This window comes from Micromonospora parva (assembly GCF_000718515.1).
Taxonomy (GTDB): Bacteria; Actinomycetota; Actinomycetes; order Mycobacteriales; family Micromonosporaceae; genus Micromonospora; species Micromonospora parva.
Genome location: NZ_JNZS01000002.1, coordinates 237,842 through 261,915, shown reverse-complemented (window position 1 = coordinate 261,915; position 24,074 = coordinate 237,842). Strand labels below are relative to the sequence as shown.

Below are 24,074 nucleotides of genomic sequence, written 5' to 3'. Positions count from 1 at the left end.
GGACTGGGGCCACAGACCTACCTTCGTCCCCGGTGCGGGGGCCGGAACGGACGAATGGGGCCGGGCCGGAAGCATGGTCCGAGAGGTACGACCGGAGGCAGTGCATGCGCGACGCGGACAACGTTCCTCGTACCCACTTCCCGACGAACGACCGGCCCCGCCGGCCGGGGACCGTGGCCGAGGCCGGCGGGCAGGTCACCAACCAGCCGATCAACGAACGGTCGTACCGCCGGACGCCGGAGCAGGCGGAGGCGGCCCGGGTGCCGAGCCAGCCCGTCGAGCGGATCCGCGACGACGACGAGCCGGGCTTCGTCATCCATCTGCCGATCCGGGTGCCGAACCTGGCGGCGGCGACGGTGCTGGCCGGACGGGTCGCGGTGTCCCTGGGGTTCCTGCCCGAGCTGGACGCCGGCGAGACCACCGTGTCCAATGCCGACGATCAGAACAACCGGCACCGGGTCTTCTGCGACCTGCTGCTGCCGGACCGGTCCCGCTGCCCCCAGGGGTACGAGCACGAAGGGCGCTGCGGGGAACTGCCGGCCACGTCGGAGCAGCGTCCCGTACCCCGTCCCGCCAGCGGACCGTAGGCTGTCCCTCGAACAATTCCGCACCGAGAGGGAGCCCTTCAGCGATGCAGAAGTGGGAATACTCCACGGTCCCGCTGCTGGTCCACGCGACCAAGCAGATCCTCGACAACTGGGGCGAGGACGGGTGGGAGCTCGTCGCCGTGGTCCCCGGCCCGAACCCGGACCAGCTGGTCGCCTACCTGAAGCGGCCGAAGGCGTGAGCAACGGTCCGCACGCGAAGCTCGCCGAGCTCGGCCTCGAACTGCCCGAGGTCGTGCCGCCGGTGGCCAGCTACGTCCCGGCCGTGCAGTCCGGGCAGCACGTGTACGTTTCCGGCCAGTTGCCGATGGCCGAGGGCAAGCTGCTCGGGACCGGCAAGGTCGGCGCCGGGATCTCCGCCGAGCAGGCGAAGGATCTGGCCCAGCGGTGTGCGCTCAACGCGCTGGCCGCTGTCGACTCGCTGGTCGGCCTGGAGAACGTGGTCAAGGTGGTGAAGGTGACCGGGTTCGTGGCCTCCGCGCCCGGCTTCACCGGTCAGCCCGCCGTGGTCAACGGTGCCTCCGACCTCCTCGGCACCGTCTTCGGGGAGGCCGGCCGCCACGCGCGTAGTGCGGTAGGTGTGGCCGAGCTGCCCCTCGACGCCCCGGTGGAGATCGAACTGATCGTCGAGGTCGCCTGACGCGTCCCCATCGCCCCGCGATCTTGCACTTTCTGCTCGGACGAAAGCCCTGAACGGGGATGAATCAGGGGCCGCCAGTGCAAGATCGTGGGGTGTGGCGGGCGGGGTCGTACGATCGCAGCCATGAGCGGGCACGTGACGGGGGCGGTGGCGGCGCTTGCCGACGAGTTGCCCCGCTGGGTTTCGCTGCTGCGTGCCCCCAACCCGGGGCCGATGACCCTCGACGGCACCAACACCTGGGTGCTGCGCGCCCCGGCCGCCGAGTACGCCACCGTGGTCGACCCGGGGCCGGCCGACGAGGGGCACCTGACCCGGATCGTCGAGCACGGTCCGGTCGGGCTGATCCTGATCACCCACGGCCATCCCGACCACACCGAGGGCGCCGCCCGGCTGAGCGAGCTGCTCGGCGCGGTGCCCGTCCTCGCCGTCGACCCGGCGCACACCATCGGCGTGGAGCCGCTGACCGGGCCGGGCGAGAGCTTCGGTGACTTCGGTCTGCGCATCCGTCCGCTGCCGACGCCGGGGCACACCGCCGACTCGGTCTGCTTCCTGGTCGAGCACGACGACGAGCGGGTGGTGCTCACCGGCGACACCATCCTCGGCCGGGGCACCACCGTGGTCGCCCACCCGGATGGGCACCTCGGTGACTACCTGACCAGCCTGGAGCTGCTGTCCGCGTACCGGGGGATTCCGGCGTTGCCCGGACACGGCCCGGCGCTGGCCGACTGCGCCGCCGCCGCCGATTTCTACCTCGCCCACCGTCGGGCCCGGCTCGACCAGGTCCGGGCGGCGGTCGCCGCCGGTGCCCACACTCCCGCCGACGTGGTGGCAGCGGTCTACGCGGACGTGGACCGCTCGCTCTGGTGGGCGGCCGAATGGTCGGTCCGTGCCCAGCTGGAGTATCTGGGCGTCGACACCGGGGAATCCCCGCCCGGGGTCAGTGGGTTGGAGCACATGTGACCTGCCCCGTGTGTGGAACCGTTGCCGTTCCCGGTGCGCGGTTCTGCCACAACTGTGGTGCCGCGCTGCCGGCCGCCGCCACGTTGCCGGCTGCCGAGCGTCGGGTGGTCACCGTGCTCTTCGGCGACCTCTCCGAGTTCACCTCCTGGTCGGAGGACCTCGACCCGGAACGCGTCGGCGCGGTCACCGACCGGGTGCTCGCCGCCCTCGCCGGTGCGGTGAAGACCTTCGGCGGGCACGTCGACAAGCTGACCGGTGACGGCATCATGGCGGTCTTCGGCGCCCCGGTGGCGCACGAGGACGACGCCGAACGCGCCGTGCGGGCCGCCCTGTCCATGCAGCGGGCCGTCCGCCGGGTGCTCGACGACGAGCGGGGCGGCGGCGCGCCGCTCGGGCTGCGGGTCGGGTTGAACACCGGCGACGTCATCGCGGGCATCCAGGCCGCCATCGAGTACACGGTCATCGGCGACACGGTGAACACCGCGGCCCGGCTCGCCGACGCCGCCGCGGTCGGAGCCGTCTACGCCGGCGGGCGGACCGCCGCGGCGACCAGGCACGTCTCCTCCTGGCGGGCGTTGCGCCCGCTGCGCCTCAAGGGCAAGCGTGAACCGGTCGAGGCGTACGAGCTGTTGGGTCTGCTGGACGCGCCGGGCACCCGCTCGGGGCTCGGCGACGAGGCGCCGTACGTCGGCCGGGAGACGGAGATCGGTCGGGTCGCCGGCCGGCTCGCCGAGGTGATCGACCAGGGCGACCCACGGGTGCTGCTGATGACCGCCGAGGCGGGTATCGGCAAGTCCCGGTTCGCCGCCGAGGTGGAGCGCCTCGCCGCCGGGTACGACGTCGGTGCCGGCCGGTACGCGGCGCACACCGGGGCCCGGGTGCTCTCGGTGCGCTGTGCCGCGTTCGGCGAGCGGCGACGGCTCGCGCCCCTCGCCGACCTGGTGCGGGCCGCTGTCGGCCTGCCCAGCGACGCGTCCACCGCACTGACCCGCCCGGCGGTGGAGGAGCGGCTGCGTCGGCTCGGGCAGCGGCTCGCCCGATCCGGTGCGGAGACCGCGCCGATCGCCACCGAGCAGCTGCTCGCCCTGCTCGGCTATGCCGAACTCCCGGCGCACGGCGGCACCGACAGCGGCGAGTGGGGCGGGTCGGGTACCCCGGCCGCGGATGCCGAAGTGGTGCCGAACGCGGTCGCCGACCTGCTCAGCGGGCTCGCCTCGGAGGCCCCGCTGGTGATCGTGGTGGACGACCTGCACGATGCCACCGCAGAGACGATCAGGGCCCTCGGGTTGACGCTGTCCAGGCTCACCGGCCCGGTGCTGGTGCTGCTGCTCGGCCGCCCCGAACTGGTGCGTACCGCCGGAGCGCTGACCCGGGTCGCGGACGCCGAGGTGCACTCGTTGCCGCCGCTGCGCGGCGCCGACGCGGCCCGGCTGCTGACGAGTTACCTCGGCGGCGGCAAGCTGCCCCAGGCCGACGCCGACCGGTTGCTCGCCACCGCCCAGGGCAACCCGTTCTACCTGGCCGAACTGGTCACCCTGCTGATCGAGCGGGGTGCGCTCACCACCGAGTCGGTGCGCGGTGCCGGTGCCGCGTCCGTCCGCGGCGTCGCCGTGGAGCGGTCCGGTTCCGGTGATCGGGAGCAGAGCGGGACGGCCAGTTGGCGGTTGGTGCCGGGTTCGCTGGGCAGCCGGCTGCTCTCCCGCGACCTCGCCGCCGTGCTGGCGGCCCGGATCGACGCGCTGCCGCCGGACGCCCGGTCGGTGCTGCGCGACGCGGCGGTCACCGGTGACACGGTGCCGACCGGCGCGCTGGAGGCGATGCGCGAGCAGCGGGCCGGTCGCGACGGCCGGCCGTCGGCGGTGGTCGCCGTCGAACTCGACCGGGCGGTCGAGGAGTTGCTGCAACGCCGGATGCTGCACCGCTCGCGTGCCGGCTACTCGTTCGCGACGCCGCTCATGCGGGAGGCCGCGTACGCCGGGGTGAGCAAGGCCGAGTTGGCTGAGCGGCACGCCGCGCTGGCCCGCTGGGCGGCACCGGTGGACGATGCCACCCCGAGCACGGTGGGCGGGTTCACCGACGAGGCCCGGGACGACTTCGTGGCGATGCACGTCGAGCGGGCCGCCACGCTCGCCGACGCGGTGAAGCTGCGTCCGGACGCGCCGGCCCGGGCGGTGGTTCCGCTCGGCGTCGCCGCGCTCGGCCGGGCCGCGCGCCGGTCGCTGTCCGCCGGTGAGCCGGCAATGGCAGTCGAGTACGCCGAGCGCGCCACCGAACTGGCCCGCGACGGGGTGCCGGCCGCCGACCAGGTGGTGCACGCCCGGGCGTTGCTCCAGGTCGGCCGGGTCTCCGACGCGTTGGCGTACGCCGAGAAGATCGCCGCGAACGCGCGGGACGAGGCCACCCGGGTCAGCGCCCTGCTGCTGGCGGGGCAGGCCCAGGAGACCCTCGGGGACCAGGACCGGGCGGTGACCGCCTGGCAGGAGGCGTTGCAGGTGGCCACGGAGGGTCAGCTGCCCACCCAGCGCGCCACGGCCATGCGCCGGCTCGGCATGGCCGACTTCGTGGCCGGGCGGCTGAGTCAGGCGAGCAGTCGCTTGGCGGCCGCGTACCAGGTGAGCCTGGGCGTCCAGGACCGGCGCGGGCAGGCGTGGTCCCTGCAGAACCTGGCCTGGGTGACCACCACCCGGGGTGACTTCGCCGGCACCGACGCGGTGCTCGGCCGGGCGGCCCGGCTCTTCGCCGAGCTGAAGGATCCGTACGGGCGGGCCTGGTTGCGCGGCACCACGGCGTTCGCCCGGCTGCTCGCCGGTCGACTGCGCGAGGCGTGTCGGATGGCGCAGGTGTTCCTGCCGTTCGGTGAGCGGGTCGGCGAGGCGTGGGCGGTGGGGACGTTGCGCGCGGTGGCGGCGTTCGCCACCGCCGAGCTGGGCGATCTGGCCGAGGCGGACCGGGAGGCCCGGCGGGCGTACCGGGAGTTCGCTGCCGCCTCCGACGACTGGGGCCGGGGTTTCGCCCTGGTGGTGCGGGCGGTGGTGGCACGCGGGCTGGGCGAGCCGGAGCACGCGGCCGACCTGCTCACCGACGCCCTGGCGTACGCGGAGCGCACCTCGCACCCCCTGCTCACCGGGATGGCCGGGACGCTGCGTGGGTTCGTCGCGTTGGACATGGGCGACTGCGAGACGGCCGAGCAGGTGGCCCGGGCGGTGCTGACCGCCGTGGAGCCGCACAACCCGCAGGCCCCGGCGCAGGTGGCGCCCCGGGTGCTGCTGGCGACGGCCCGGCTCGCCGCCGGCGACTCCGCGACCGCTGTGGGACTGCTCGCTCCGGTGGCCACTGCCGCCGCCAACGCACCCTCGCTGCTCTTCTCCCGCCGCCAGACGATGGCCCAGTACGCTGCGGCGCTGCTCGCGCACGGTCAGCGGGAGCAGGCGTTGGACTGGGCCCGCCGAGCGGTCGGCGCACCCGCCGAGGACGTGCGCAGCCAGGTGATCGCGGCGAGTGTGCTGGCCGAGGCGTTGGCCGCCTGCGGGCGTCCGGCGGAGGCGCTGTCCTGTGCGCATGAGGCGGTCCGCCTGGCGTACGCGACCGAGCAGCGCAGCGAGCGGGCCGCGGCGGACGCCCTCCACGCCCGCCTGGCCGCAGTGGTCTGAACCCGTCCCGGGGAGGGTGCAGGTTCTGCCGGTTCTGGGGATGTGGTGCCCGGGGTGAGGGGCTAGCGTGTCACCACCGCGTACGGGTCCACAGTGGTGACCGTCGCCGTGCCTGGGGAGGCCCTTCATGAAGCTGCCGCGATCCATCGCGGGCTGGACCATCGCGGTCTTCGGCGTGCTGGCGCTGGTGATGGGCGCGGTCGGGCTGCTCTGGCCGGAGGCACAGCTGCGCATGCTCGGGTTCGAGGTGCCGGCGACGCGGGCCGTCGGTGACCACACCGGGACGTTCCTGCTGGCGTCGTCGATGGCGGCGTTCAACATGGGCGTCTACTACCTGCTCGCCACGGTGACCGAGTGGCGGGTGTTCTTCCGCTTCACAGTGGTCTTCCGGCTGGTCACGTTCACCGTGTTCACCATCGCGGTGCTGGCCGACATCGCTCCCGACCGGTTCTTCGGGGTGGCGGCGTGGGAGGGGCTGGGCGCGGTCGCCACCGCCATCGGTCTGCGTCTGGATGCCCGACGGGGCATCCCGGCCGGCGGGTCCGGAACGTCCGAGGGTGCCGGGACGACCGCGGTCGCCGAGGAGGGTACCGGTCCCACCGGTGCGGCTCCGGCGGACGCGGCGCGCTGAGCCATCGGTCGGGTTGGGTATTTTCGAGCGGTGACCGACTCCCCGACCGGCGGCGTGCGCGTGCCGATCGTGCCCGGCCTGACTGATTTGCGGGTCTTTGCCCGGGGCGGGTACGCGACCGTCTACCAAGCCACCCAGATCTCCGTGGACCGCGAGGTCGCCGTCAAGGTCGAGAACCGGACGCTGGACAGCGAGCGCGACCAGGCCCGCTTCCTGCGCGAGGCGCGGGCCGCCGGGCGGATGTCGTCACACCCGCACGTGGTGGACCTCTTCGACGTGGGGGTCACCATCGATCAGCACCCCTACCTGATCATGGAACTCTGCGACGGCTCGTACGCCGAACGGATGCGCACCTCGCCGCTGGGCCCGGTGGAGGCCCGCGACCTGGGCATCAAGATCGCGGACGCCCTGGCCCACTCGCACGCCGCCGGGGTGCTGCACCGGGACGTGAAACCGGCCAACATCCTCTACTCGGGCTTCAACTCGGCGGTGCTCGCCGACTTCGGGCTCGCCGTCCTCGCCGAGCACCGGGACGCCTCGGTCACCCTCGAGGTGCTCACCCCGGCGTACGCGCCGCCGGAGATGTTCAGCCACAGCCCGCCATCGCCGGCCGTCGACGTGTACGCGCTCTGCGCCACCCTCTACGCGGTGATGCACGGCCGACCGCCGCGCTGGCAGTCCGAGCGCAACCCGAGCCTGGTCACCGTGCTGGAGATGTTCAACCAGCCGCTCCCCGCCCTGCCGGGCGTGCCGGACGAGCTGATCGACGTGCTGCGCGCGGGCATGGCCAACGACCCGGGCGAGCGCCCCTCCGCCCTGGAGTTGCACGACCTGCTCAGCAACCTGCCGCTCGGCTCGCCGTCGGCACCGGTCAGCGGCGCTCCGATCAGCGGGGGCGCGACGCTGTCCGGCCCGTACGCGGCCAGCCAGCCGGTGCCCCGCCCACCCGTTGAGGACACCCAGCCGACCCTCTCCACCGGCCGGCGTTGGCGGCGGTGGCTCTTCGGCGGCATCGGGGTGCTCGCCCTGGCCGCCTCCGCGACCGCCGGGGCCTGGGTCGCGGACCGGGCGCCACCACCCACCCCGTACCCGTCCGCCACCCAGATCGCCGCGCCGGCGACCGGGCCGTTGCCCGGCTGCGCGACCGGCACCGGTGGGCCCACCGCCCTGCCCGAGGGCGCCCGGTGCCTGCCCGAGCTGGAGTGCTTCGGCCCGATGCGGATCCGCGGCAGCCGCGCCGAGGCGGCCCGGCTGTCCTGCGCCGGCCGACACACCTGGGAGACGTACGCCGAGGGCATCCTGCCGGTGTCGCTGGTCGGCGCCACCTACGACGAGGTGGCCGCCGCTGAACCGGTGCGGCAGGTGTGCAGCGTCACCACGTTCCGGCTGACCACCGGGATCGCCGAGGTGACCGGCTGGCACCTGGAGGTGCTACCGCCGGTCGACGGCAGCATCGACCGGACCTACCGGTGTCTGGCGGGGCGCGGCGTGGACGCCCTCACCGCGCCCACGCTCACCGGCCGCTGAGGCCGTTCGACCCGCGTCGGCGGTCACGCACCGCACGCAACGCGTCCCGACTGTCCAACGCGTCGAGGGTGTCCGCGTCGATGCCGTACGGCATCAGCTCGGGCGGCCCGACGGCTGCCGACCGGTCCACCGGCTCCGGACCGTCGACCTGACGAGCGGCGGAGACGGCCACCCCGGCGACCATGGTCATCAGCACGCAGAGCAGCGCGAGAACCACGCCGAGCAGATCCTGCCGGCGCCACACGACCAGCATGACCAGCGGCGCAAGGGCTCCGAGCGCCGCGAGCACCGCCACTGTGCGCGCATCGGGTCTGGGCAATCGGCTCACCCGTCCAGCATGTCGTGACGAGGCCGGCTGTCAACCGCAGAGCCGACTGTCGTGCCGATCGGCGTCGATCCCGGCCGACCCGGCCGACATGGCCCACGGCACCCACACGGACTGGACAAGAACCGCTACTCTCAGTGTCCCGCAGGCTCTTCCGGCAGCGAGGTCGCCCATGAGCTCAGGCAGTTCGCAATCCCGGCTCCGCTCGATCGCGTCGACGCTGGCGGTCGCCCTGACTCTCACCCTGGCCGCTGCCGCCGGTTGCGACAGCCGCAAGGAACCGGAGTTGTTGTCGGTGCAGGAGAAGATGCGCGAGACCCACATCTACGGCCAGTCGAAGCTGCGCATCGGTGTCGCCACGAACGAGCCGCTCATGGGTGAGTTGCGAAACGGCCAGCACGTCGGGTTCGACGTCGAGATCGCCCGGTACATCGCGGCCTCCCTCGGCTACGAGGGTGAGCAGCGGCTGGAGTTCGTGTCGGTCGCCACCGAGGACCGCATCCCGTCACTCCAGGGCGGCACCGTCGACCTGGTGGTGTCCAGCTTCTCCATGACCGAGGACCGTAAGAAGCTGGTCAGCTTCGCCGGGCCGTACTTCGTCACCACGCAGGAGGTGATGGTGCCGGTCCGACTCAAGGACAAGATCCGCACCATTGAGGACCTGCGCGACCCGGCCTACAAGGTCTGCACCAGCGGCGGCTCCACCACCGAGGCCGAGTTGGAGAAGCACCAGGTCAAGACGTTCGTGGTCAAGAACGTCGGCGACTGCGTCGACGGCATCCGGAAGGGCCGCTACGACGCGGTCAGCTCCGACGAGTCGATCCTCGCCGGCTTCCTGGCCAGCTTCCCCAAGGAGTTCGAGATCGTCGACATGCCGTTCGGCACCAGCGAGTTGCTGGGCATCGGCGTGCCTATCGGTGATCCCGCGCTGCGCGACCTGGTCGCGTACTTCCTGCAGAAGAGCTACGAGCAGGGTCGCGACGGGGATGCCAGCCCCTGGCAGACCGCGTACAACCGAACCCTCGGCCCGTGGCTGAAGGCCGAGAAGCGCCAGCCGCAGCCGCTGGAGGTGCCGAAGCTCGTCGACTTCGACGACAAGGCGCCCGCGAAGTGAGCGCGGCACCGACCGCCACCGGCGGCGACGGGCCGGTGCCGCCGCCCCGCAGCTCCGTGCCCGGCGGCGCTGCCGAGGCGCCGAGAGTCGACGGTACGGTCACCGCAGCACCGGTCGTCGACCCTCCACCGGCCGGACCGGACGGTGAGGTCGCCTGGCCGGCCGCCGTGCCGGTCGCCGAACCGGCCGAACCGGTCGTCGCCGAGGTGCAGCCCGGGCGGGTCCGCTGGGATCCGGCGGAGCGGCGGGCCCGGGCCAGCCAGTCGTTCTGGACCGCCGTGGTGGGCGTACCCGCGATCTTCTCGGTGCTCCGCCTCGGCGTGGAGGCCGGCGGCGAGCTTCAGACCACGCTGCTGCTGGTGGCCAACGTCGGGCCGGTCAACCTGCTCGCCGGCTTCCTGACCACGGCGGCCCGGCTGCTCTCCACCGGCCTGGTCGCGGTGTTCGCGCTCGGCGCGGTGCTGGCCGTCAGCGCGGACCGACTCCCGCCGGGCGCCCGGCGTCGCCCGCTCTTCGCCCGTTGGGCCGACATCACGCCGGCCTGGGTGGTGCTGGCCAGCTTCCTGCTCGCCCTGATCACCTGGCCGTTGCTCTACCTTCCGCTGCTGTTGCCGGCGTTCGTGGCCGCGTTCCAGCTGCGCCCCGGGCGGCTGCACGAACGGGTGGTGCCTCGGCTGCTGCTGATCGGCGCGCTGCTTGCCGGGTACGGCTGGCTGATGCTGCCGACTCTGCGTGCGGCGGTGCAGCAGGGTGGCGAGTGGCTGGTGCTGGCGCTCATCGTGGTGCCTCCGCTGCTGGCCCTGTTCATCGCGGGGCCGCTGCCGGGCATGGTGATCCGGCCGCTGGCGTCGGTGACCGAGGTGGCGGTGCTCGCCACCCTGGTCTGGGCAGCGGTGCCGGTGATCAGCACACCGGTGCTGCCGCTGACCGTCACCACCGTGGGCCCGGAGAGTGGGCCCACCGAGGACGTCCGCGGGCACGTGGTCACCACCGACGACGTCAACATGGTGATTCTCCAGGAACGGGGTGGGGTCCGGTACGTCCCTGTCGATCAGGTCCGCGCCCAGGTGCTGTGCCCGAGCGAGGAGGAGTTGCCCCGCTACCAACTGCGCATTCACGACTTCCACGTCGAGGATTCACTGTTGGAGGGCATGGGCCGTCGGGTCCGCCCGGTCCACCGCATCGACGCCGCCTGCCGTACGCCGGCCTGACCCCGTCCCGCCCCTTATGCCGCGATCTTGCACTTACTGTCCCGACGTAAAGGGCATCTCACGCATATCGACGACCGAAACTGCAAGATCGGCGTGGCCGTGCAGGCCGGGTCAGTACGACTTGTCCTGGCCGAGGACGTGTTGGGCCACGAAGTTGAGGATCATCTCGCGGCTGACCGGGGCGATCCGGCCGGCCCGGACCGCGCCGAGCAGGGTCGCCACCCCGTACTCGGTGGTCATGCCGGCCCCGCCGAGCACCTGGACGGCGGTGTCCACGGCGAGCGCGGCGGCCTCACCGGCCGCGTACTTGGCCATGTTGCCGGACACCCCGGCCTCCAGGTCGCGGCCGGCGTCGTACAGCGTGGCCGCCTTCTGGATCATGAGCCGGGCCAGCTCCACCTGCACCGCCGCGTGGGCCAGCGGGTGCGACACGCCCTGGTGGGTGCCGATGGTCCGACCACCCCAGACCTTGCGGGTGGCGGTGTACTCGCTGGCCCGCTCGATGGCGTACCGGCCGGTGCCGGCGCCCATCGCGGCCACCGTGATCCGCTCCGGGTTGAGCCCGGCGAAGAGTGCCGGCAGTCCCGCGTCCAGCGACTCACCGAGCAGCGCGTCGGCGGGCACCCGCACGTCGTCCAGGTAGAGCAGGAACTGGTTCTCCGGAGACACGATCTCCATGTCCAGCTTGGACCGGGTCAGCCCGGCCGCGTCGGTCGGCACCAGGAACAACGCCGGCTTGAGCTTGCCGGTCGAGGAATCCTCGGTACGCGCCACCACCAGCACGTGTCCGGCCTCGTCGACTCCGGAGATGTAGCACTTGCGACCGTTGAGCACCCAGTCGTCACCGTCGCGCCGGGCCACCGTGCCGAGCCGGTGGAAGTTGGAACCGGCCTCCGGCTCGGTGATCGCGAAGACGATCTTCTGGGAGCCGTCGGCCAGGCCCGGCAGGTGCCGTTTGCGCTGCTCCTCGGTGCCGTGTCGGTTGATCACGGTCGCCGCGATGGCTGGGGAGACCACCAGCAGCAGCAACGGGCAACCGGCCGCCGCCAACTCCTCGCAGACGATGGCCAGTTCGGTGATGCCGCCGCCCCCGCCACCGTACTCGGTGGGGATGTTGACCCCCAGGTAGCCGAGCCGTCCCGCCTCGGCCCACAACTCGGTGGTGTGCTCACCGGCCTTCGCCTTCTCGACGAAGTAGCCGTGGCCGTAGCGGCGGCCCAGGGCCCGCACGGCGTCGCGCAACTGGTCCTGCTCGGGGGTGAGGTCGAAGGTCATCGGGGGTCCTCCTCGGGATTCGACGGCTCCAGATCGGCGGATGCGGGGGAGCTGTCGATGACGGCCAGCACTGCGCCCGCCTGCACCTGACCACCGGTCGGCACCGGCAACTCGGCGACCACACCGTCGATCGGGGCGAGCACGGGATGTTCCAGCTTCATCGCTTCCAACGTGAGCAGCGGATCGCCGGCCGTGACCCGCTGGCCGACCTGGACGTGCACCCGGGTCACGGCGCCGGGCAGCGGCGCGAGCAGCGACCCCGCACCCACTTCCGTCGTGGGCAGGGGAAGGCGCGGCAGCTCGGTCAGGCTCGCCGCCCCGTCCGGGCCGTCCACGAAGACAGCCGACCCCACCCGGTGTACGCGGTACCCGCGCCGAACCCCGTCGACGTCGAGCACCACCCGGTCCGCTGCGGCCTGAACCAGCGCCACCGCCGGCGGGTCCGCCGACCCAGCGGCGTCGGAGCCCGGGGCTGTGCTGCCCCAGTCCGTGAGCCGGCCGGTCCGGTCCAGGCGGTAGCGGACCTCGATCTCGTGGCCGTCCGACTGGACGAGGCGGGTGACCTGCGGGACGGCGGGCACGTTGCGCCACCCGGAGGGGAGCCCGGACAGCACCGGCGCGGTCGCCCGACGGTGCGCCGCGCCCGCCAGCGCGGCGGCGAGGGCGGTGAGCGGCACCTGGTCAGTGGGGAGCAGCGGGTCGAAGACCTCAGGGTGCCGGTCCAGGAAACCCGTGTCGATCTCCACGGCGGCGAACGCGGGGCTGCGCAGCACCCGGACCAGCAGGTCCCGGTTCGTGGTCACCCCGTGCAGCTCGGCCCGGGCCAGCGCGCCGGCCAGCAGCCGGGTCGCCTCCGCCCGGGTACGACCCCAGGCGATCAGCTTCGCGAGCATCGAGTCGTAGTGCACCCCGACCACCGAGCCGGCCACCACACCCGAGTCGAGCCGCAGCCCCGGCCCGGCCAGCCCACCGAACTCGGTCACCACCGCGCCGACGCTGAACCGGTGCAGCGTCCCGGTGTCCGGCCGCCACCCCGCCGCCGCGTCCTCGGCGCAGAGGCGCACCTCGATCGCGTGCCCGGTGCTCCCCGGAAGGTCCGCCGGCAGCGGCTCACCCTCGGCGACGAGCAGTTGCAACCCCACCAGGTCCAGGCCGGTGCACAGCTCGGTGACCGGGTGCTCCACCTGGAGCCGGGTGTTCATCTCCAGGAAGAAGAACTCGCCACCCGGGGCGAGCAGGAACTCCACAGTGCCCGCGCCCAGGTAGTCCACCGCCCGCCCGGCCGCCACCGCCGCCTCGTGCAACGCCGTCCGCACCCGCTCCGGTACGACCGCCGGTGCCTCCTCGACGATCTTCTGGTGCCGCCGCTGGATCGAGCATTCCCGGTCGCCGAGCGCCACCACCCGACCGTGGGTGTCGCCGAAGATCTGCACCTCGACGTGCCGGCCGCGCTCGACGTACCGCTCGATGAAGACAGTGCCGTCGCCGAACGCGGCAGCCGCCTCGCGGCGCGCGGAGGCGACCGCCTCGGCCAGCTCGTCGGCGGTCCGGACGATCCGCATCCCCCGGCCGCCACCGCCGGCCGACGCCTTCACCAGCACCGGGAAGTCCGTGATCTCGTCCGGGTCGGTCCAACTGGGCAGCATCGGCACGCCCGCCTCGGCGAGCAGCGCCTTCGCCGCCAGCTTGTCGCCCATCGCGGCGATCACCTTGGCCGGCGGCCCGACCCAGGTCAGGCCGGCGTCGGTCACCGCCGCCGCGAACTCGGCGTTCTCGGCGAGAAACCCGTAACCGGGATGGACGGCGTCCGCGCCGGTGCGCCGGGCCGCGTCCAGGATCAGATCCACCCGCAGGTACGTCTCGGCCGGCGTGTTCCCGGGCAGCCGGACCGCCTGGTCGGCTTCGGCGACGAACGGCGCGTCGGCGTCCGCGTCCGAGTGCACGGCGACGGTCTGCACGCCCATCGCACGGCAGGTGGCGAAGATCCGACGGGCGATCTCGCCCCGGTTGGCCACGAGCAAGCGTTCGATCATCGATTGACCCCTCACATCCGGAAGATGCCGTAGCCGTCGGCACCCTTGACGGGTCCGTTGTGGATCGCCGAGAGGCAGAGCCCGAGGACGGTCCGGGTGTCCCGAGGATCGATCACCCCGTCGTCGTAGAGCCGGCCGGAGAGGAAGAGTGCCCCGGACTGCGACTCGATCTGCTGCTCGACCATCATCCGCATCGCCGCGTCGGACTCCTCGTCGTAGTCGCGCCCCCGGGCGGCAGCCGCCTGCCGGGCCACGATGGACAGCACCCCCGCGAGCTGCGCCGGGCCCATCACCGCCGACTTCGCGTTCGGCCAGGTGAACAGGAACCTCGGCTCGTACGCCCGGCCGCACATGCCGTAGTTGCCCGCCCCGTACGAGGCACCCAGGTTCACCGTCAGGTGCGGCACCGTCGAGTTCGACACCGCGTTGATCATCAGGGCGCCGTGCTTGATGATGCCGCGCTGCTCGTACTCGGTGCCGACCATGTAGCCGGTGGTGTTCTGCAAGAAGATCAACGGGGTGTCCGAGGCGTTCGCGAGCTGGATGAACTGGGCCGCCTTCTGCGCCTCCGCGCTGAACAGCACCCCTCGGGCGTTCGCCAGCACCCCCACCGGGTACCCGTGCAGCTCGCCCCAACCGGTGACCAGCGCGTCCCCGTACGCCGGCTTGAACTCGTCGAAGTCGCTGCCGTCGAGGATCCGGGCCAGCACCTCCCGGGGGTCGAACGGCACCTTCAGGTCGGCGCTGGTGATGCCGAGCAACTCCTCCGGGTCGTACTTCGGCGGCTGCGGCACCGCCGTACGCGGCGACGGGCCCTGCTTACGCCAGTTCAGCCGGCGGACACACTGCCGGGCCAGCCGGATGCCGTCCCGCTCGTCGGCGGCCAGGTGATCGGCGAGCCCGGACGTGCCGGCGTGCATCGCCGCTCCACCCAACGACTCGTCGTCGGTGACCTCGCCGGTCGCCATCTTCACCAGCGGCGGACCGGCCAGGTAGACCTGGGACCGGTCCCGAATCATGATCACGTGATCGGACATCCCCGGCACGTACGCGCCACCGGCCGTCGCGTTGCCGAAGACCACGCTGACAGTGGGGATGCCCGCCGCCGAGAGCCGGGTGAGGTCACGAAACACCCGACCACCGGGGATGAAGATCTCCGCCTGGGTGGGCAGATCCGCCCCGGCCGACTCGACCAGGTTGACCATGGGCAGCCGGTTGGCAAGCGCGATCTCGCCGGCCCGCCGGGTCTTCGCCAGCGACCACGGATTGACAGCGCCGCCGCGTACGGTCGGATCGTTCGCGACGATCAGGCACTCCACGCCCTCGACCACCCCGATACCGGTGACCACGCTGGCTCCGACGGGGAAGTCCGAGCCGTACGCGGCGACCGGCGACAACTCCAGGAAAGGACTGTCGGCGTCCACCAGCAGCTCGATCCGCTCCCGGGGGAGCAGCTTGCCGCGGGCGTGGTGCCGGGTCACGTACTTCTCGCCACCACCGGCCCGCGCCTGGTCCAGCGCGGCGTCCAACTCGGCCAGCCGCTCCAGCAACGCCGCCCGGTTCGCCACATACGAGGGCGCGGACGGGTCAACCGAGCTGTCCAGGATCGTCATAAGCCCATGCCCTTCGCGATGATCTCGTTCATGATCTCGGTGGTGCCGCCGCCGATGCCGAGGATCCGCGCGTCGCGGTAGTGCCGCTCCACCTCGGCGTCGCGCAGGTAGCCGAAGCCGCCGTGCAGCTGCAACGCCTGGTCGACGACGTGGTCGCAGGCGGCCACCGCCATGTTCTTGGCCATCGCCACCTCGGTCACCACCGGCTCGCCGGCAGCCACCCGAGCGGCGACGTCGTGCACGTACGACCGGGCCGCCTCGGTGCGGGTGTGCATCTCGGCCAACCGGTGCCTGATCAGCTGCCGGCTGGCCAGCGGACGCCCGAAGGTCTCCCGGTCCCGGCACCAACGCACCGCCAGCTCGACGCAGCGCTGCGCGGTCGCGTACGCCTGGGTCGCCAGCGACAGCCGTTCCGCAGCGAAGTGCTGCATGATCGCCAGGAAGCCGGTGTTCTCCGCGCCGATCCGGTTGGCGACCGGCACCCGCACGTCAGCGAAGGACAACTCGGCGGTGTCCGAACAGTGCCAGCCCAGCTTCTCCAACCGGCGTCCCACGGTGAACCCGGGCGACCCCTTGTCGATGACCAGCAGGGTGAGTTCACCGCTGCCGGGGAAGTCGGTACACACGGCGGTGGTCACGAAGTCGGCCCGGTGGCCGCTGGTGATGTACGTCTTCGACCCGTTCACCACGTAGTGGTCGCCGTCGCGGCGGGCGGTGGTGCGGATGCCCGCCACGTCCGAACCGCCGTCCGGCTCGGTGATGGCCAGCGCCCCGATCATCGTGCCGGACAGGGTGGGCCGGACGTACCGCTCGATCAGGCTGTCGTCGGCTGGGGACGCGGTGCCGCCGAGCCGACCGCCCAGCGAGCCGCCGGTGCGGGCACCGGCCGTCGCGACCATGTGCGGCAACGCGATCCCGTGCGTGAACAGGGCCGCCACCAGCCCGGACGAGCCGCCGGAGCGGATCAGCTCCTCGGTCACGATGATCGAGTCGAGGAGGTCACCGCCGCTGCCACCGACCGACTCCGGGAAGCCGATGCCGAGCAGGCCGAGCTTCGCGGCGGTCGCGTGCAACGCCCGGGGCACCTCGCCGGCCCGCTCCCAGTCGTCCAGGTGCGGCAACACCTCCCGGGTCACGAACGCCCGGGTCAGTTCGCGCAGTTGCCGGCGCTCCGGGGTGTCCACGATGCTCACGGCGCCTCCGTCGACAGGTCGGCCGGAAGGTCGACGATCCGGGCGCGCAGCAGTTCGCCGAGCGCCTTGGCCTGTGGGTCGAACCGGGTGGACGCGGCCACCCCCGCGCCGAGCAGGCCCTCGATCACGAAGTTGACAGCGCGCAGGTTCGACAACTCGTAGCGCCGCACGGTCAGCGGCGCGGTCTCCGGCAGTAGTTCGGCCAGCCGGTCGACTGTCAGCCAGGCCCGCAGCCAGGCGTACCCGGCGTCGGAACGCGCCCAGACACCGAGGTTGGCATCCCCGCCCTTGTCCCCGGAGCGCGCGCCGACCACCTCGCCGAGCGCCCCGCGCCGGGTCGGGCCGTCGACCGCCACCTCGCCACCCGAGGCGGGCTCGTCCTGCGCTGTGGGGGCGGTGCGGATCGGCGGGGCGATCGGCACCCGCTCGCCACCGGGCAGCACCGCGACCTGCGCCACCGCGTCCTGCGGCACCGCGTCGGCGGTGAAGACGCCGTACGGTGTCGCGTCGCCGGGCACCGTGGTCAGGGTGCAGCCCGGGTACGAGGCCAGGGCCAACTCCACCGCGGCGGCCGAGAACGCCCGACCGGCCCGCGTCTTGTCGCCGTCACGCAGGTGTACGTGCAGCAGGGCGCTGGCCGCCTCGGTGTCGGCGGCGTTCTCGTGGTCGGTGCGGGCCAGCGTGAACTCCAGCCCGTCAGCGCCCACCGCCTCCTCGATCTGCCCCCGGACCAGTGCCGCCTTCGCCTCGATGTGCAGACCGCAGAGGACGAACGTCATCGAGTTGCGGAAGCCGCCGAGGTTGTTGACGCCCACCTTGAGGGTTGGCGGTGGCGGCGTGCCCCGTACGCCGGAGACCCGGACCCGGTCCGGCCCGTCGGGGTGCAGCGCCACGGTGTCCAGTCGGGTGACCACGTCCGGCCCGAGATAGGACGGCCCGCCGATCTCGTAGAGCAGTTGGGCGGTGACCGTCTCCACGGTGACCGCGCCACCGGTGCCCGGATGCTTGGTGACCACCGACGAGCCGTCGGAGTGCACCTCGACGATCGGGAACCCGGGCCGGTGACCGCCGTCGGGCAGTTCGGTGAAGAAGCTGAAGTTGCCGCCGGTGACCTGTGCGCCGCACTCGACGAGGTGCCCCGCGACGGTGGCCCCGGCCAGCTCGTCGAGGTCGTCGCGGCCCCACCCGTACCGGGCGACGGCCGGGCCGACCACCAGCGACGCGTCGGTGACCCGGCCGGTGACCACCACGTCGGCACCCGCGTCCAGGCAGGCGGCGATCCCGAACGCGCCGAGGTAGGCGTTAGCGCTCAACGCGTCCGGCCGCTGGATCGTGTCGCCCTCGACGTATCCGATCCGGGCCGCCAGGCCGAGCCGGTTGGCGAGCTTCTCGATGGCCGCGGCCAGGCCGGCCGGGTTCAACCCGCCGGCGTTGGTCACGATCCGCACCCCTCGGTCGAGGGCGGTGCCGAGGCAGGTCTCCAGTTGCCGCAGGAACGTCTTCGCGTAGCCCAGGTCGCTGTCGCGGAGACGATCCCGGGCCAGGATCAGCATGGTCAACTCGGCCAGGTAGTCGCCGGTCAGCACGTCCAGCTCACCGCCGTCGAGCATCTCCCGCCAGGCGGTGAACCGGTCGCCGTAGAAGCCGGAGGCGTTGCCGACACGGATCATGCCCGTACCCCGTTCCCGCCAGCCGGCTTGCGGCCGTCACCCGGCGGCCCGGCGAAGGCCTGTGCCACGTCGAGCCAGTCGTCGGCGACCGGCCCGGTGGCGACCAGTGCGAGGTCCGCACGGTGTCGGCGCTGGGTGACCAGCTGGCAGAAGTCCCGGGCCGGGCCGGTGACCCGGTCGGCGGCGTCCGCCGGGCCCCAGCTCCACGTGTCGCCGCCGGGCCCGACCAGCTCGACCCGGACCGGCGCCGTCGGCGCCTCCCGGCCGTGCGCGATGAAACCGTGCCCGAGGGTACGCACGCCCAGGTGCGCCACGTGCCGAAGCCGGTCGCTGTCGGGGCGGACCACGCCGAGGGCGTCGGCGACGTCCCCGCCGTGTGCCCAGGTCTCCATGAGCCGGGCGGTGGCCATCGAGGTGGCCGACATCCGGGTGCCGTACCAGGGCAGTTTGTCACCGGCCGGAACGGCGGCCAGCGCGTCGACGAGCGCGGTTCGTCCGGCCCGCCAGCGGGCGAGCAGCTCGGCCGGCGGTGCCAGGAACTCCTCGGCCCCCGCGTCGACCATCCGCGTCACGTCCGGCGCGGAGGTCACCGTCGCGTAGAACGCCTCCGCGTCGGTGGCGGCCAACAGTGCCACGTGGTCGGTCCAGGCGAGGTGTGCGATCTGATGCCCGATGCTCCAGCCCGGCGCGGGGGTCGGCCTCGCCCAGTCGGCTGCGGGCAGTGTGGCCACCAGGGCGTCCAGCTGGGCGGACTCGTCGGCCAGGTCCGTGAGCAGGTCGCTGAGGTCGACCATGGTGCCTCCGGTCGGTGGGGGCCGGTGCGGCCGGCGGTCAGGGGGTGAGCAGAGTGGTGAGCTGGCGCTTCCAGGTGGTCAGCAGGGCGGCCCGGCGGGCCGAGTCGTCGCTGAGCAGGTTGGCCACCCCGAGCCCGCGGAGCAGGTCGAGGGTGGCCTGCACCGCTTCGCGGACGCCGGGTCGACGCTCGTCGACACCGAGCAGGGCGACGGTGAGCCGGTGCATCTCCCGCCCGACCGTCGCCTCCAGCGGCACCAGGGCGTCGCGGAGTTCCCGGTCGGTGCGGGCGGCGACCCAGAGCTCGAGCGCGGCCACGAAAAGCGGACCGGTGAACGCCACGGCGAGCAGGTCGACGACCCGGTCCAACCGTTGTGGGCCAGCAGGCAACGCTTCGGCCTCGGTGCGCAACTCGTCGGCCCGACGCTCGGCCAGGTGAGCCACGGCGGCCGTGACCAGCGCCGCCTTCGTCGGGTAGTGGTGCAGCTGAGCCCCACGGGAAACACCGGCCCGCGCCGCGACGACGGTGGTCGTGGTGCCGGACCAACCGTGCTCGATCAGGCAGTCGACGGTCGCCTCCAGCAGCCGGGCCTGGGTGGCGCGGCTGCGTTCCTGCTGGGGGACACGCGTCGATGCGGGGGGCACGCGAACAGCCTGGGGCCTACGAAACAAACAGTCAAGACTGACTTTTTCTAGGCCTGTGTCGCTCGGGCGCGAGCCGGGCGGGCTCGGGCCCCGCGAAGGGCGCAGTGGACGGGTGACGGGACTTCGGGTGGGTCATGGTGGCGCCGCCCAGGAGACGGCATGGGGGCAGTGGCCTCGCTTTGGAGCTGATGTCACAAACGAATCACCCGTCGGCCCCGCTGCCCGCTGCCCGCTGCCCGTTGCCCATCGCCCCTTGCCCCTTGCTCCTTGCCGATTGCCCGTTGCCCGTTGCTGATGCCTGATGCCTGATGCCCACTGCCCGTCGCCCACTGGCCTTGCCTTGGATCGGCCTGCCGATCGCCGACCGCTGATGCCGCAAACGATTCAGCTCCAAAGGGCCCCTGACCCGTAATCGGAGTGCTGCCGGCGTGGCCCGTCGGATGCCTGCTCGGCGACCGCCGGACGCCGTGTCAGCGGCTGTCGGGCGGTCTTCCCAGCGACGGGCCGCCAGCTGTGCGCCGTCTCGGACCGTCGGCTCCATGCCTCGGCCCGCCGCCGTTGCGCCGCCGTTGCGCCGTCAGGCTGCCGGCTCAGCGGCCGTCGCGGGGGCCGAAGACGGTCAGCGCGTCGGCGTCGCTGTGTCGGGAGCGCAGGTACTCGTCGGCCCAGGCGGCGGCATCGGGGAAGGTCGACTCCGCTGCCACCCGCGCGCAGGCGGCGTCCATGTCGAAGGCGGTGCGGCGCAGTTGGACGCCCGGCCCGAGCAGCGCCCACCACGCCCCCGCGCCCCCGTATGGCATGCCGATGCTGCCCGGGTTCACCACCAGCCGCCGGTCGACCAGCCGGGTGAAGGGCATGTGCGTGTGGCCGCAGACCACCGTGGAAACCTCGGCGGGAAGACCGTCGAACACCTCCGTCCAGCGGCCCAACCGGGAGTCGACGAGCACTACCTCCTCGTCGTCGCGGGGCGTTGCGTGGCAGAACAGCGTCGGCCCGAGGCCGTTTACCTCCAACGTCACCGTCGCCGGCAGCGCGCCCAGCCGGGCCACCTGGTCATCACGCAGTTGCCCGGCGGCCCAGTTCGACACCTCGATCGACGCGGGATGCCCGGCCCGGGCCTCGACCAGCTCGCGATCGGCGTTGCCACCGACCCAGCACACCCGGTCGCCAAGGTCGGCGAGCACGTCCAGCACCTCGACCGGTTGCGGACCCGCGGCGATGTCACCGGTGAGCACGATCAGATCGGCGGTGGCGACGTCCGGCTCAGCCAGTACGGCCTCCAGCGCCGGCAGAACACCATGGATGTCAGAGAGCACCGCAACACGGTTCACCATGGCCCCACCCTCACCGCTGGTACCGCCCCGGGGCCAGCGATTCTGCGCCAGGCAGATGGCAAACGTCCCCGCCTGCGGCCGGCACCGGCCGCAGGCGGGGACGTGCTGTGCCACTCAGACGCGGGCGCGACGGGCCAGGCGCTCCGGGTCCAGAATGATGATGCTCTTGCCGTCCAGGCGCAGCCAACCGCGCGAGGCGAAGTCGGCCAGCGCCTTGTTGACGGTCTCCCGGGAGGCGCCGACGAGTTGGGCGATCTCCTCCTGGGTGAGGTCGTGGGTCACCCGCAGAACGCCACCGTCGCGGGTGCCGAAGCGACCCGCCATCTGCAGCAGGTTCTTGGCGACCCGGCCCGGCACGTCCGTGAAGATCAGGTCGGCGAGCGAGTCGTTGGTCCGGCGCAGTCGACGGGCCAACACCCGGAGCAACTGCTCGGCGATCTCCGGGCGGTTGTTGAGCCACGGCCGCAGCGCCTGCTTACGCAGCCGCACCAGCCGGGTGTCGGTCACCGCGGTAGCGGTCGCCGTACGCGGACCCGGGTCGAAGAGCGACAGCTCACCGACCATGTCCGACGGCCCCATCACCGCGATCAGGTTCTGCCGGCCGTCCGCCGCGCGGCGACCAACCTTGATCTTCCCGGACAGCAGGATGTAGAGGCTGTCACCGGGCTCGCCCTCATTGAAGACGATCTCGCCCTTGCGGACCTCGATCGTCTCCATCTCCTTGGCAAGCGCCTCGGCAGCTTCCGGGTCAACACCCTGGAAGATCCCGCTGCGGGCCAGTACCTCGTCCATTGCGCACCTCCGGTTGCGCGTGCCGTCCGTCGGCCGGGGCCGCCGTCCGCTGATCCCCTCGCGCGCCGCCAAGTCTAGGCGCACGTGAGCATGAATCAGAGGTCGCCCCTGGAATCTTGATCGGTGGGCGTAACCTGCCCGACGTGCTAAGCGAGCCGATTCTGACCAGCCGCGCCGAGGACGGGCGGCACGTCCCGCTGCTCGTCTGGCGCGCGGACGTCCCGCTGCGGGCGGTGAGCAGTGGCCCGCTGGGCGGTGGCATCGGGGTCCGGCGGTGGGTGCTGAACGCGACGGTACCGATGTCGTACGACCGGGAGGACCCCGCGGCGCACCTGGCCTCGCTCGCCGCTGAGCTGGCCCTCGACGGCGCCGGGGTCGGTCTGCTGACCGGCGTCGATGTGGCCGAGGTGGTGGCGCGGACCGACACCGGGGTGCGGGCCTGGGCGACGGTCGGGCTCGGCACGCCGGTGCCCGCGGCCGCGCCGACGCCGGCCGCGCTCGCCGAACGCGTCGGCACAGTCAACATCGTGGTGTACGTGCCGGCCCGGCTCGCCGACTCGGCACTCGTCAACGCGGTGGCCACCGCGACCGAGGCGAAGACCCAGGCGATCACCGAGCTGGGGGTGCCCGGGACCGGCACGCCCACCGACGCGGTCACCGTGCTCTGCCCGGTGGACGGGCCGGAGGCCGCGTACGGCGGGCCGCGCTCCACCTGGGGCGCCGCGCTCGCCCGAGCGGTGCACGCGGCAGTCCTGGCCGGCGGCGCCCGGCCGGTCGTGCCGTGGTCTGAGCAGCTCAAGGGTGCAAAGTCCAACCGATCGGCCATCGTCGGCGGGTTTAACGACCGGTAGGGTCGCGGGCGATGTACGCTCCCGCCCCCCTCGCGTCCCGCCCGCGTCGCCGCGTCGCCCTCGGCCTCGCCGCGCTGCTGGCCGCCCTCCTCGTGGCCGGCTGTGCCGACCCCGGTGGTGAGGCACCCGTCTGGCAGCCCGGCGCGGGAGGTGGTGGCACCGGCGCACCGGTCTCCACCGCCGGCCCGAAGGCCACCGGGCCCGCCTCCTCCGGTGCGGGTGGCGCGATCTCGCTCTCCGCCACCGGCGACATCATCATGGGCAACGCGCCCAGTCGGCTGCCCGCCGCCGGCGGTAAGGGCTTCTTCAACTCGGTCACCGAGGCGCTCAAGGCCGATCTGGTGATGGGCAACCTGGAGGAGCCGCTGACCGTCGACACCGGCACCGGCAAGTGCGGGGCGAACTCCACCCGCTGCTTCCAGTTCCGCGCCCCGCCGGAGTACGCCGGGCACCTGCGCGACGCCGGCTTCGACGTGCTCAACCAGGCCAACAACCACGGCTACGACTACGGCCCGAAGGGCTACGAGAACACCCAGAAGGCGCTGCAGAAGTACGAGCTGGAGCACACCGGCGCGCCGAACGAGATCACCGTGGTCGACGTCAAGGGCGTCAAGGTCGCTGTCGCCGGCTTCTCGTCGTACGTCTGGTCCAACAGTCTCGTCGACATCGCCAAGGCGAAGACAGTGGTTGCCAAGGCCGCCACCATGGCCGACCTGGTCGTGGTGCAGGTGCACATGGGCGGCGAGGGCGCCGACAAGACCCGGGTGAAGCCGGGCACCGAGATGTTCCTGGGCGAGAACCGGGGCGACCCGGTGAAGTTCTCACACGCGATGATCGACGCCGGCGCTGACCTGATCGTCGGGCACGGCCCGCACGTGCTGCGCGGGATGGAGTTCTACCAGGGCCGGCTGATCGCGTACAGCCTGGGCAACTTCGCCGGCGGCGGCAACTCGCTGAGCAACGCCGGTCGCCTCGGCTGGGGCGGGGTGCTGAAGGTGTCGCTCAAGCCGGACGGTAGCTGGGCGGGTGGTTCGTTCACCTCCACGTACATGAACTCCGCCGGCAAGCCGACGATGGACCCGGACGACCGGGGCCTGGGTCTGGTCACCGAGTTGAGCCGCGCCGACTTCCCGAAGGCCGGCGCCCGGTTCGACGGGCAGGGGAAGATCTCGCCGCCAACCGCCGGCTGACCCGAGGAGGACGTCCGGGGTGC

21 protein-coding genes are annotated in these 24,074 nt (G+C 72.7%); 11 read left to right on the top strand and 10 right to left on the bottom strand.

What is annotated here, in order from left to right; genetic code table 11:
- The first annotated feature begins 104 nt into the window (after positions 1 to 104).
- The 7 genes from IF22_RS0102885 (at position 105) to IF22_RS0102855 (ending at position 8,013) form a co-directional block, all read left to right on the top strand.
- Positions 105 to 587 carry a hypothetical protein gene (locus IF22_RS0102885; protein ID WP_030328070.1) on the top strand — a complete coding sequence of 161 codons (483 nt, stop codon included), beginning with the start codon at positions 105 to 107 and terminating at the stop codon, positions 585 to 587.
- 44 nt (positions 588 to 631) lie between these two features.
- Positions 632 to 787 carry a Sp36 family protein gene (gene sp36 / locus IF22_RS35295; protein WP_007466198.1) on the top strand — a complete coding sequence of 52 codons (156 nt, stop codon included), beginning with the start codon at positions 632 to 634 and terminating at the stop codon, positions 785 to 787.
- The gene (locus IF22_RS0102875; protein ID WP_030328068.1) at positions 784 to 1,245 is read left to right on the top strand and encodes a RidA family protein; all 462 of its coding nucleotides are present in this window, start codon (positions 784 to 786) and stop codon (positions 1,243 to 1,245) included. The genes sp36 and IF22_RS0102875 overlap by 4 nt, the downstream gene beginning before the upstream one ends.
- A 123-nt stretch (positions 1,246 to 1,368) precedes the next feature.
- On the top strand, positions 1,369 to 2,205 hold the full coding sequence (locus tag IF22_RS0102870) for an MBL fold metallo-hydrolase (RefSeq protein WP_030328066.1): 837 nt from the start codon (positions 1,369 to 1,371) through the stop codon (positions 2,203 to 2,205).
- Entirely contained in the window at positions 2,202 to 5,855 is a 3,654-nt protein-coding gene (locus IF22_RS0102865) for an adenylate/guanylate cyclase domain-containing protein (RefSeq protein ID WP_030328064.1), read from the top strand. The genes IF22_RS0102870 and IF22_RS0102865 overlap by 4 nt, the downstream gene beginning before the upstream one ends.
- 127 nt (positions 5,856 to 5,982) lie before the next feature.
- Entirely contained in the window at positions 5,983 to 6,486 is a 504-nt protein-coding gene (locus tag IF22_RS0102860) for a hypothetical protein (protein WP_030328062.1), read from the top strand.
- Between the two features lie 30 nt (positions 6,487 to 6,516).
- Entirely contained in the window at positions 6,517 to 8,013 is a 1,497-nt protein-coding gene (locus tag IF22_RS0102855; RefSeq protein WP_030328060.1) for a serine/threonine-protein kinase, read from the top strand.
- Here IF22_RS0102855 and IF22_RS0102850 read toward each other — a convergent pair.
- Positions 8,000 to 8,341: a hypothetical protein gene (locus IF22_RS0102850; protein WP_156057243.1), complete on the bottom strand. Its 342-nt coding sequence runs from the start codon at positions 8,339 to 8,341 to the stop codon at positions 8,000 to 8,002. The genes IF22_RS0102855 and IF22_RS0102850 overlap by 14 nt on opposite strands.
- Positions 8,342 to 8,510: 169 nt before the next feature.
- On the opposite strand from IF22_RS0102850, the gene IF22_RS0102845 reads away from it, so the two are divergent.
- Both IF22_RS0102845 and IF22_RS0102840 read left to right on the top strand, forming a co-directional pair.
- Complete coding sequence (locus tag IF22_RS0102845) at positions 8,511 to 9,452, top strand: transporter substrate-binding domain-containing protein (RefSeq protein ID WP_030328056.1); 942 nt, start codon at positions 8,511 to 8,513, stop codon at positions 9,450 to 9,452.
- Complete coding sequence (locus IF22_RS0102840; RefSeq protein ID WP_030328054.1) at positions 9,449 to 10,663, top strand: hypothetical protein; 1,215 nt, start codon at positions 9,449 to 9,451, stop codon at positions 10,661 to 10,663. The genes IF22_RS0102845 and IF22_RS0102840 overlap by 4 nt, the downstream gene beginning before the upstream one ends.
- Positions 10,664 to 10,774: 111 nt before the next feature.
- On the opposite strand, the gene IF22_RS0102835 is transcribed toward IF22_RS0102840, so the two are convergent.
- From IF22_RS0102835 to IF22_RS0102795, 9 genes are all read right to left on the bottom strand, one after another.
- Complete coding sequence (locus tag IF22_RS0102835; RefSeq protein ID WP_030328052.1) at positions 10,775 to 11,938, bottom strand: acyl-CoA dehydrogenase family protein; 1,164 nt, start codon at positions 11,936 to 11,938, stop codon at positions 10,775 to 10,777.
- The gene (locus tag IF22_RS0102830) at positions 11,935 to 13,971 is read right to left on the bottom strand and encodes an acetyl/propionyl/methylcrotonyl-CoA carboxylase subunit alpha (RefSeq protein ID WP_030328050.1); all 2,037 of its coding nucleotides are present in this window, start codon (positions 13,969 to 13,971) and stop codon (positions 11,935 to 11,937) included. Before IF22_RS0102830 ends, IF22_RS0102835 begins: the two co-directional genes overlap by 4 nt.
- 11 nt (positions 13,972 to 13,982) lie before the next feature.
- Complete coding sequence (locus IF22_RS0102825; protein ID WP_030328048.1) at positions 13,983 to 15,584, bottom strand: acyl-CoA carboxylase subunit beta; 1,602 nt, start codon at positions 15,582 to 15,584, stop codon at positions 13,983 to 13,985.
- The gene (locus IF22_RS0102820) at positions 15,581 to 16,777 is read right to left on the bottom strand and encodes an acyl-CoA dehydrogenase family protein (RefSeq protein WP_030328045.1); all 1,197 of its coding nucleotides are present in this window, start codon (positions 16,775 to 16,777) and stop codon (positions 15,581 to 15,583) included. Before IF22_RS0102820 ends, IF22_RS0102825 begins: the two co-directional genes overlap by 4 nt.
- On the bottom strand, positions 16,774 to 18,447 hold the full coding sequence (locus IF22_RS0102815) for an acyclic terpene utilization AtuA family protein (RefSeq protein ID WP_030328043.1): 1,674 nt from the start codon (positions 18,445 to 18,447) through the stop codon (positions 16,774 to 16,776). The genes IF22_RS0102820 and IF22_RS0102815 overlap by 4 nt, the downstream gene beginning before the upstream one ends.
- Complete coding sequence (locus IF22_RS0102810; RefSeq protein WP_030328041.1) at positions 18,444 to 19,241, bottom strand: TIGR03084 family metal-binding protein; 798 nt, start codon at positions 19,239 to 19,241, stop codon at positions 18,444 to 18,446. The genes IF22_RS0102815 and IF22_RS0102810 overlap by 4 nt, the downstream gene beginning before the upstream one ends.
- Before the next feature lie 37 nt (positions 19,242 to 19,278).
- Positions 19,279 to 19,884 (bottom strand): TetR/AcrR family transcriptional regulator, encoded by a 606-nt coding sequence (locus IF22_RS0102805; RefSeq protein ID WP_030328039.1) that lies wholly within the window; start codon positions 19,882 to 19,884, stop codon positions 19,279 to 19,281.
- A 590-nt stretch (positions 19,885 to 20,474) separates the two neighbouring features.
- Positions 20,475 to 21,218: a metallophosphoesterase family protein gene (locus IF22_RS0102800; RefSeq protein ID WP_030328037.1), complete on the bottom strand. Its 744-nt coding sequence runs from the start codon at positions 21,216 to 21,218 to the stop codon at positions 20,475 to 20,477.
- Positions 21,219 to 21,332: 114 nt separating this feature from the next.
- Positions 21,333 to 22,010 carry a Crp/Fnr family transcriptional regulator gene (locus tag IF22_RS0102795; RefSeq protein ID WP_007466162.1) on the bottom strand — a complete coding sequence of 226 codons (678 nt, stop codon included), beginning with the start codon at positions 22,008 to 22,010 and terminating at the stop codon, positions 21,333 to 21,335.
- A gap of 143 nt (positions 22,011 to 22,153) precedes the next feature.
- On the opposite strand from IF22_RS0102795, the gene IF22_RS0102790 reads away from it, so the two are divergent.
- Both IF22_RS0102790 and IF22_RS0102785 read left to right on the top strand, forming a co-directional pair.
- Positions 22,154 to 22,861 carry an adenosylcobinamide amidohydrolase gene (locus IF22_RS0102790; protein ID WP_051708138.1) on the top strand — a complete coding sequence of 236 codons (708 nt, stop codon included), beginning with the start codon at positions 22,154 to 22,156 and terminating at the stop codon, positions 22,859 to 22,861.
- 11 nt (positions 22,862 to 22,872) lie between these two features.
- Positions 22,873 to 24,051 carry a CapA family protein gene (locus IF22_RS0102785; RefSeq protein WP_030328033.1) on the top strand — a complete coding sequence of 393 codons (1,179 nt, stop codon included), beginning with the start codon at positions 22,873 to 22,875 and terminating at the stop codon, positions 24,049 to 24,051.
- Positions 24,052 to 24,074: the final 23 nt, after the last annotated feature.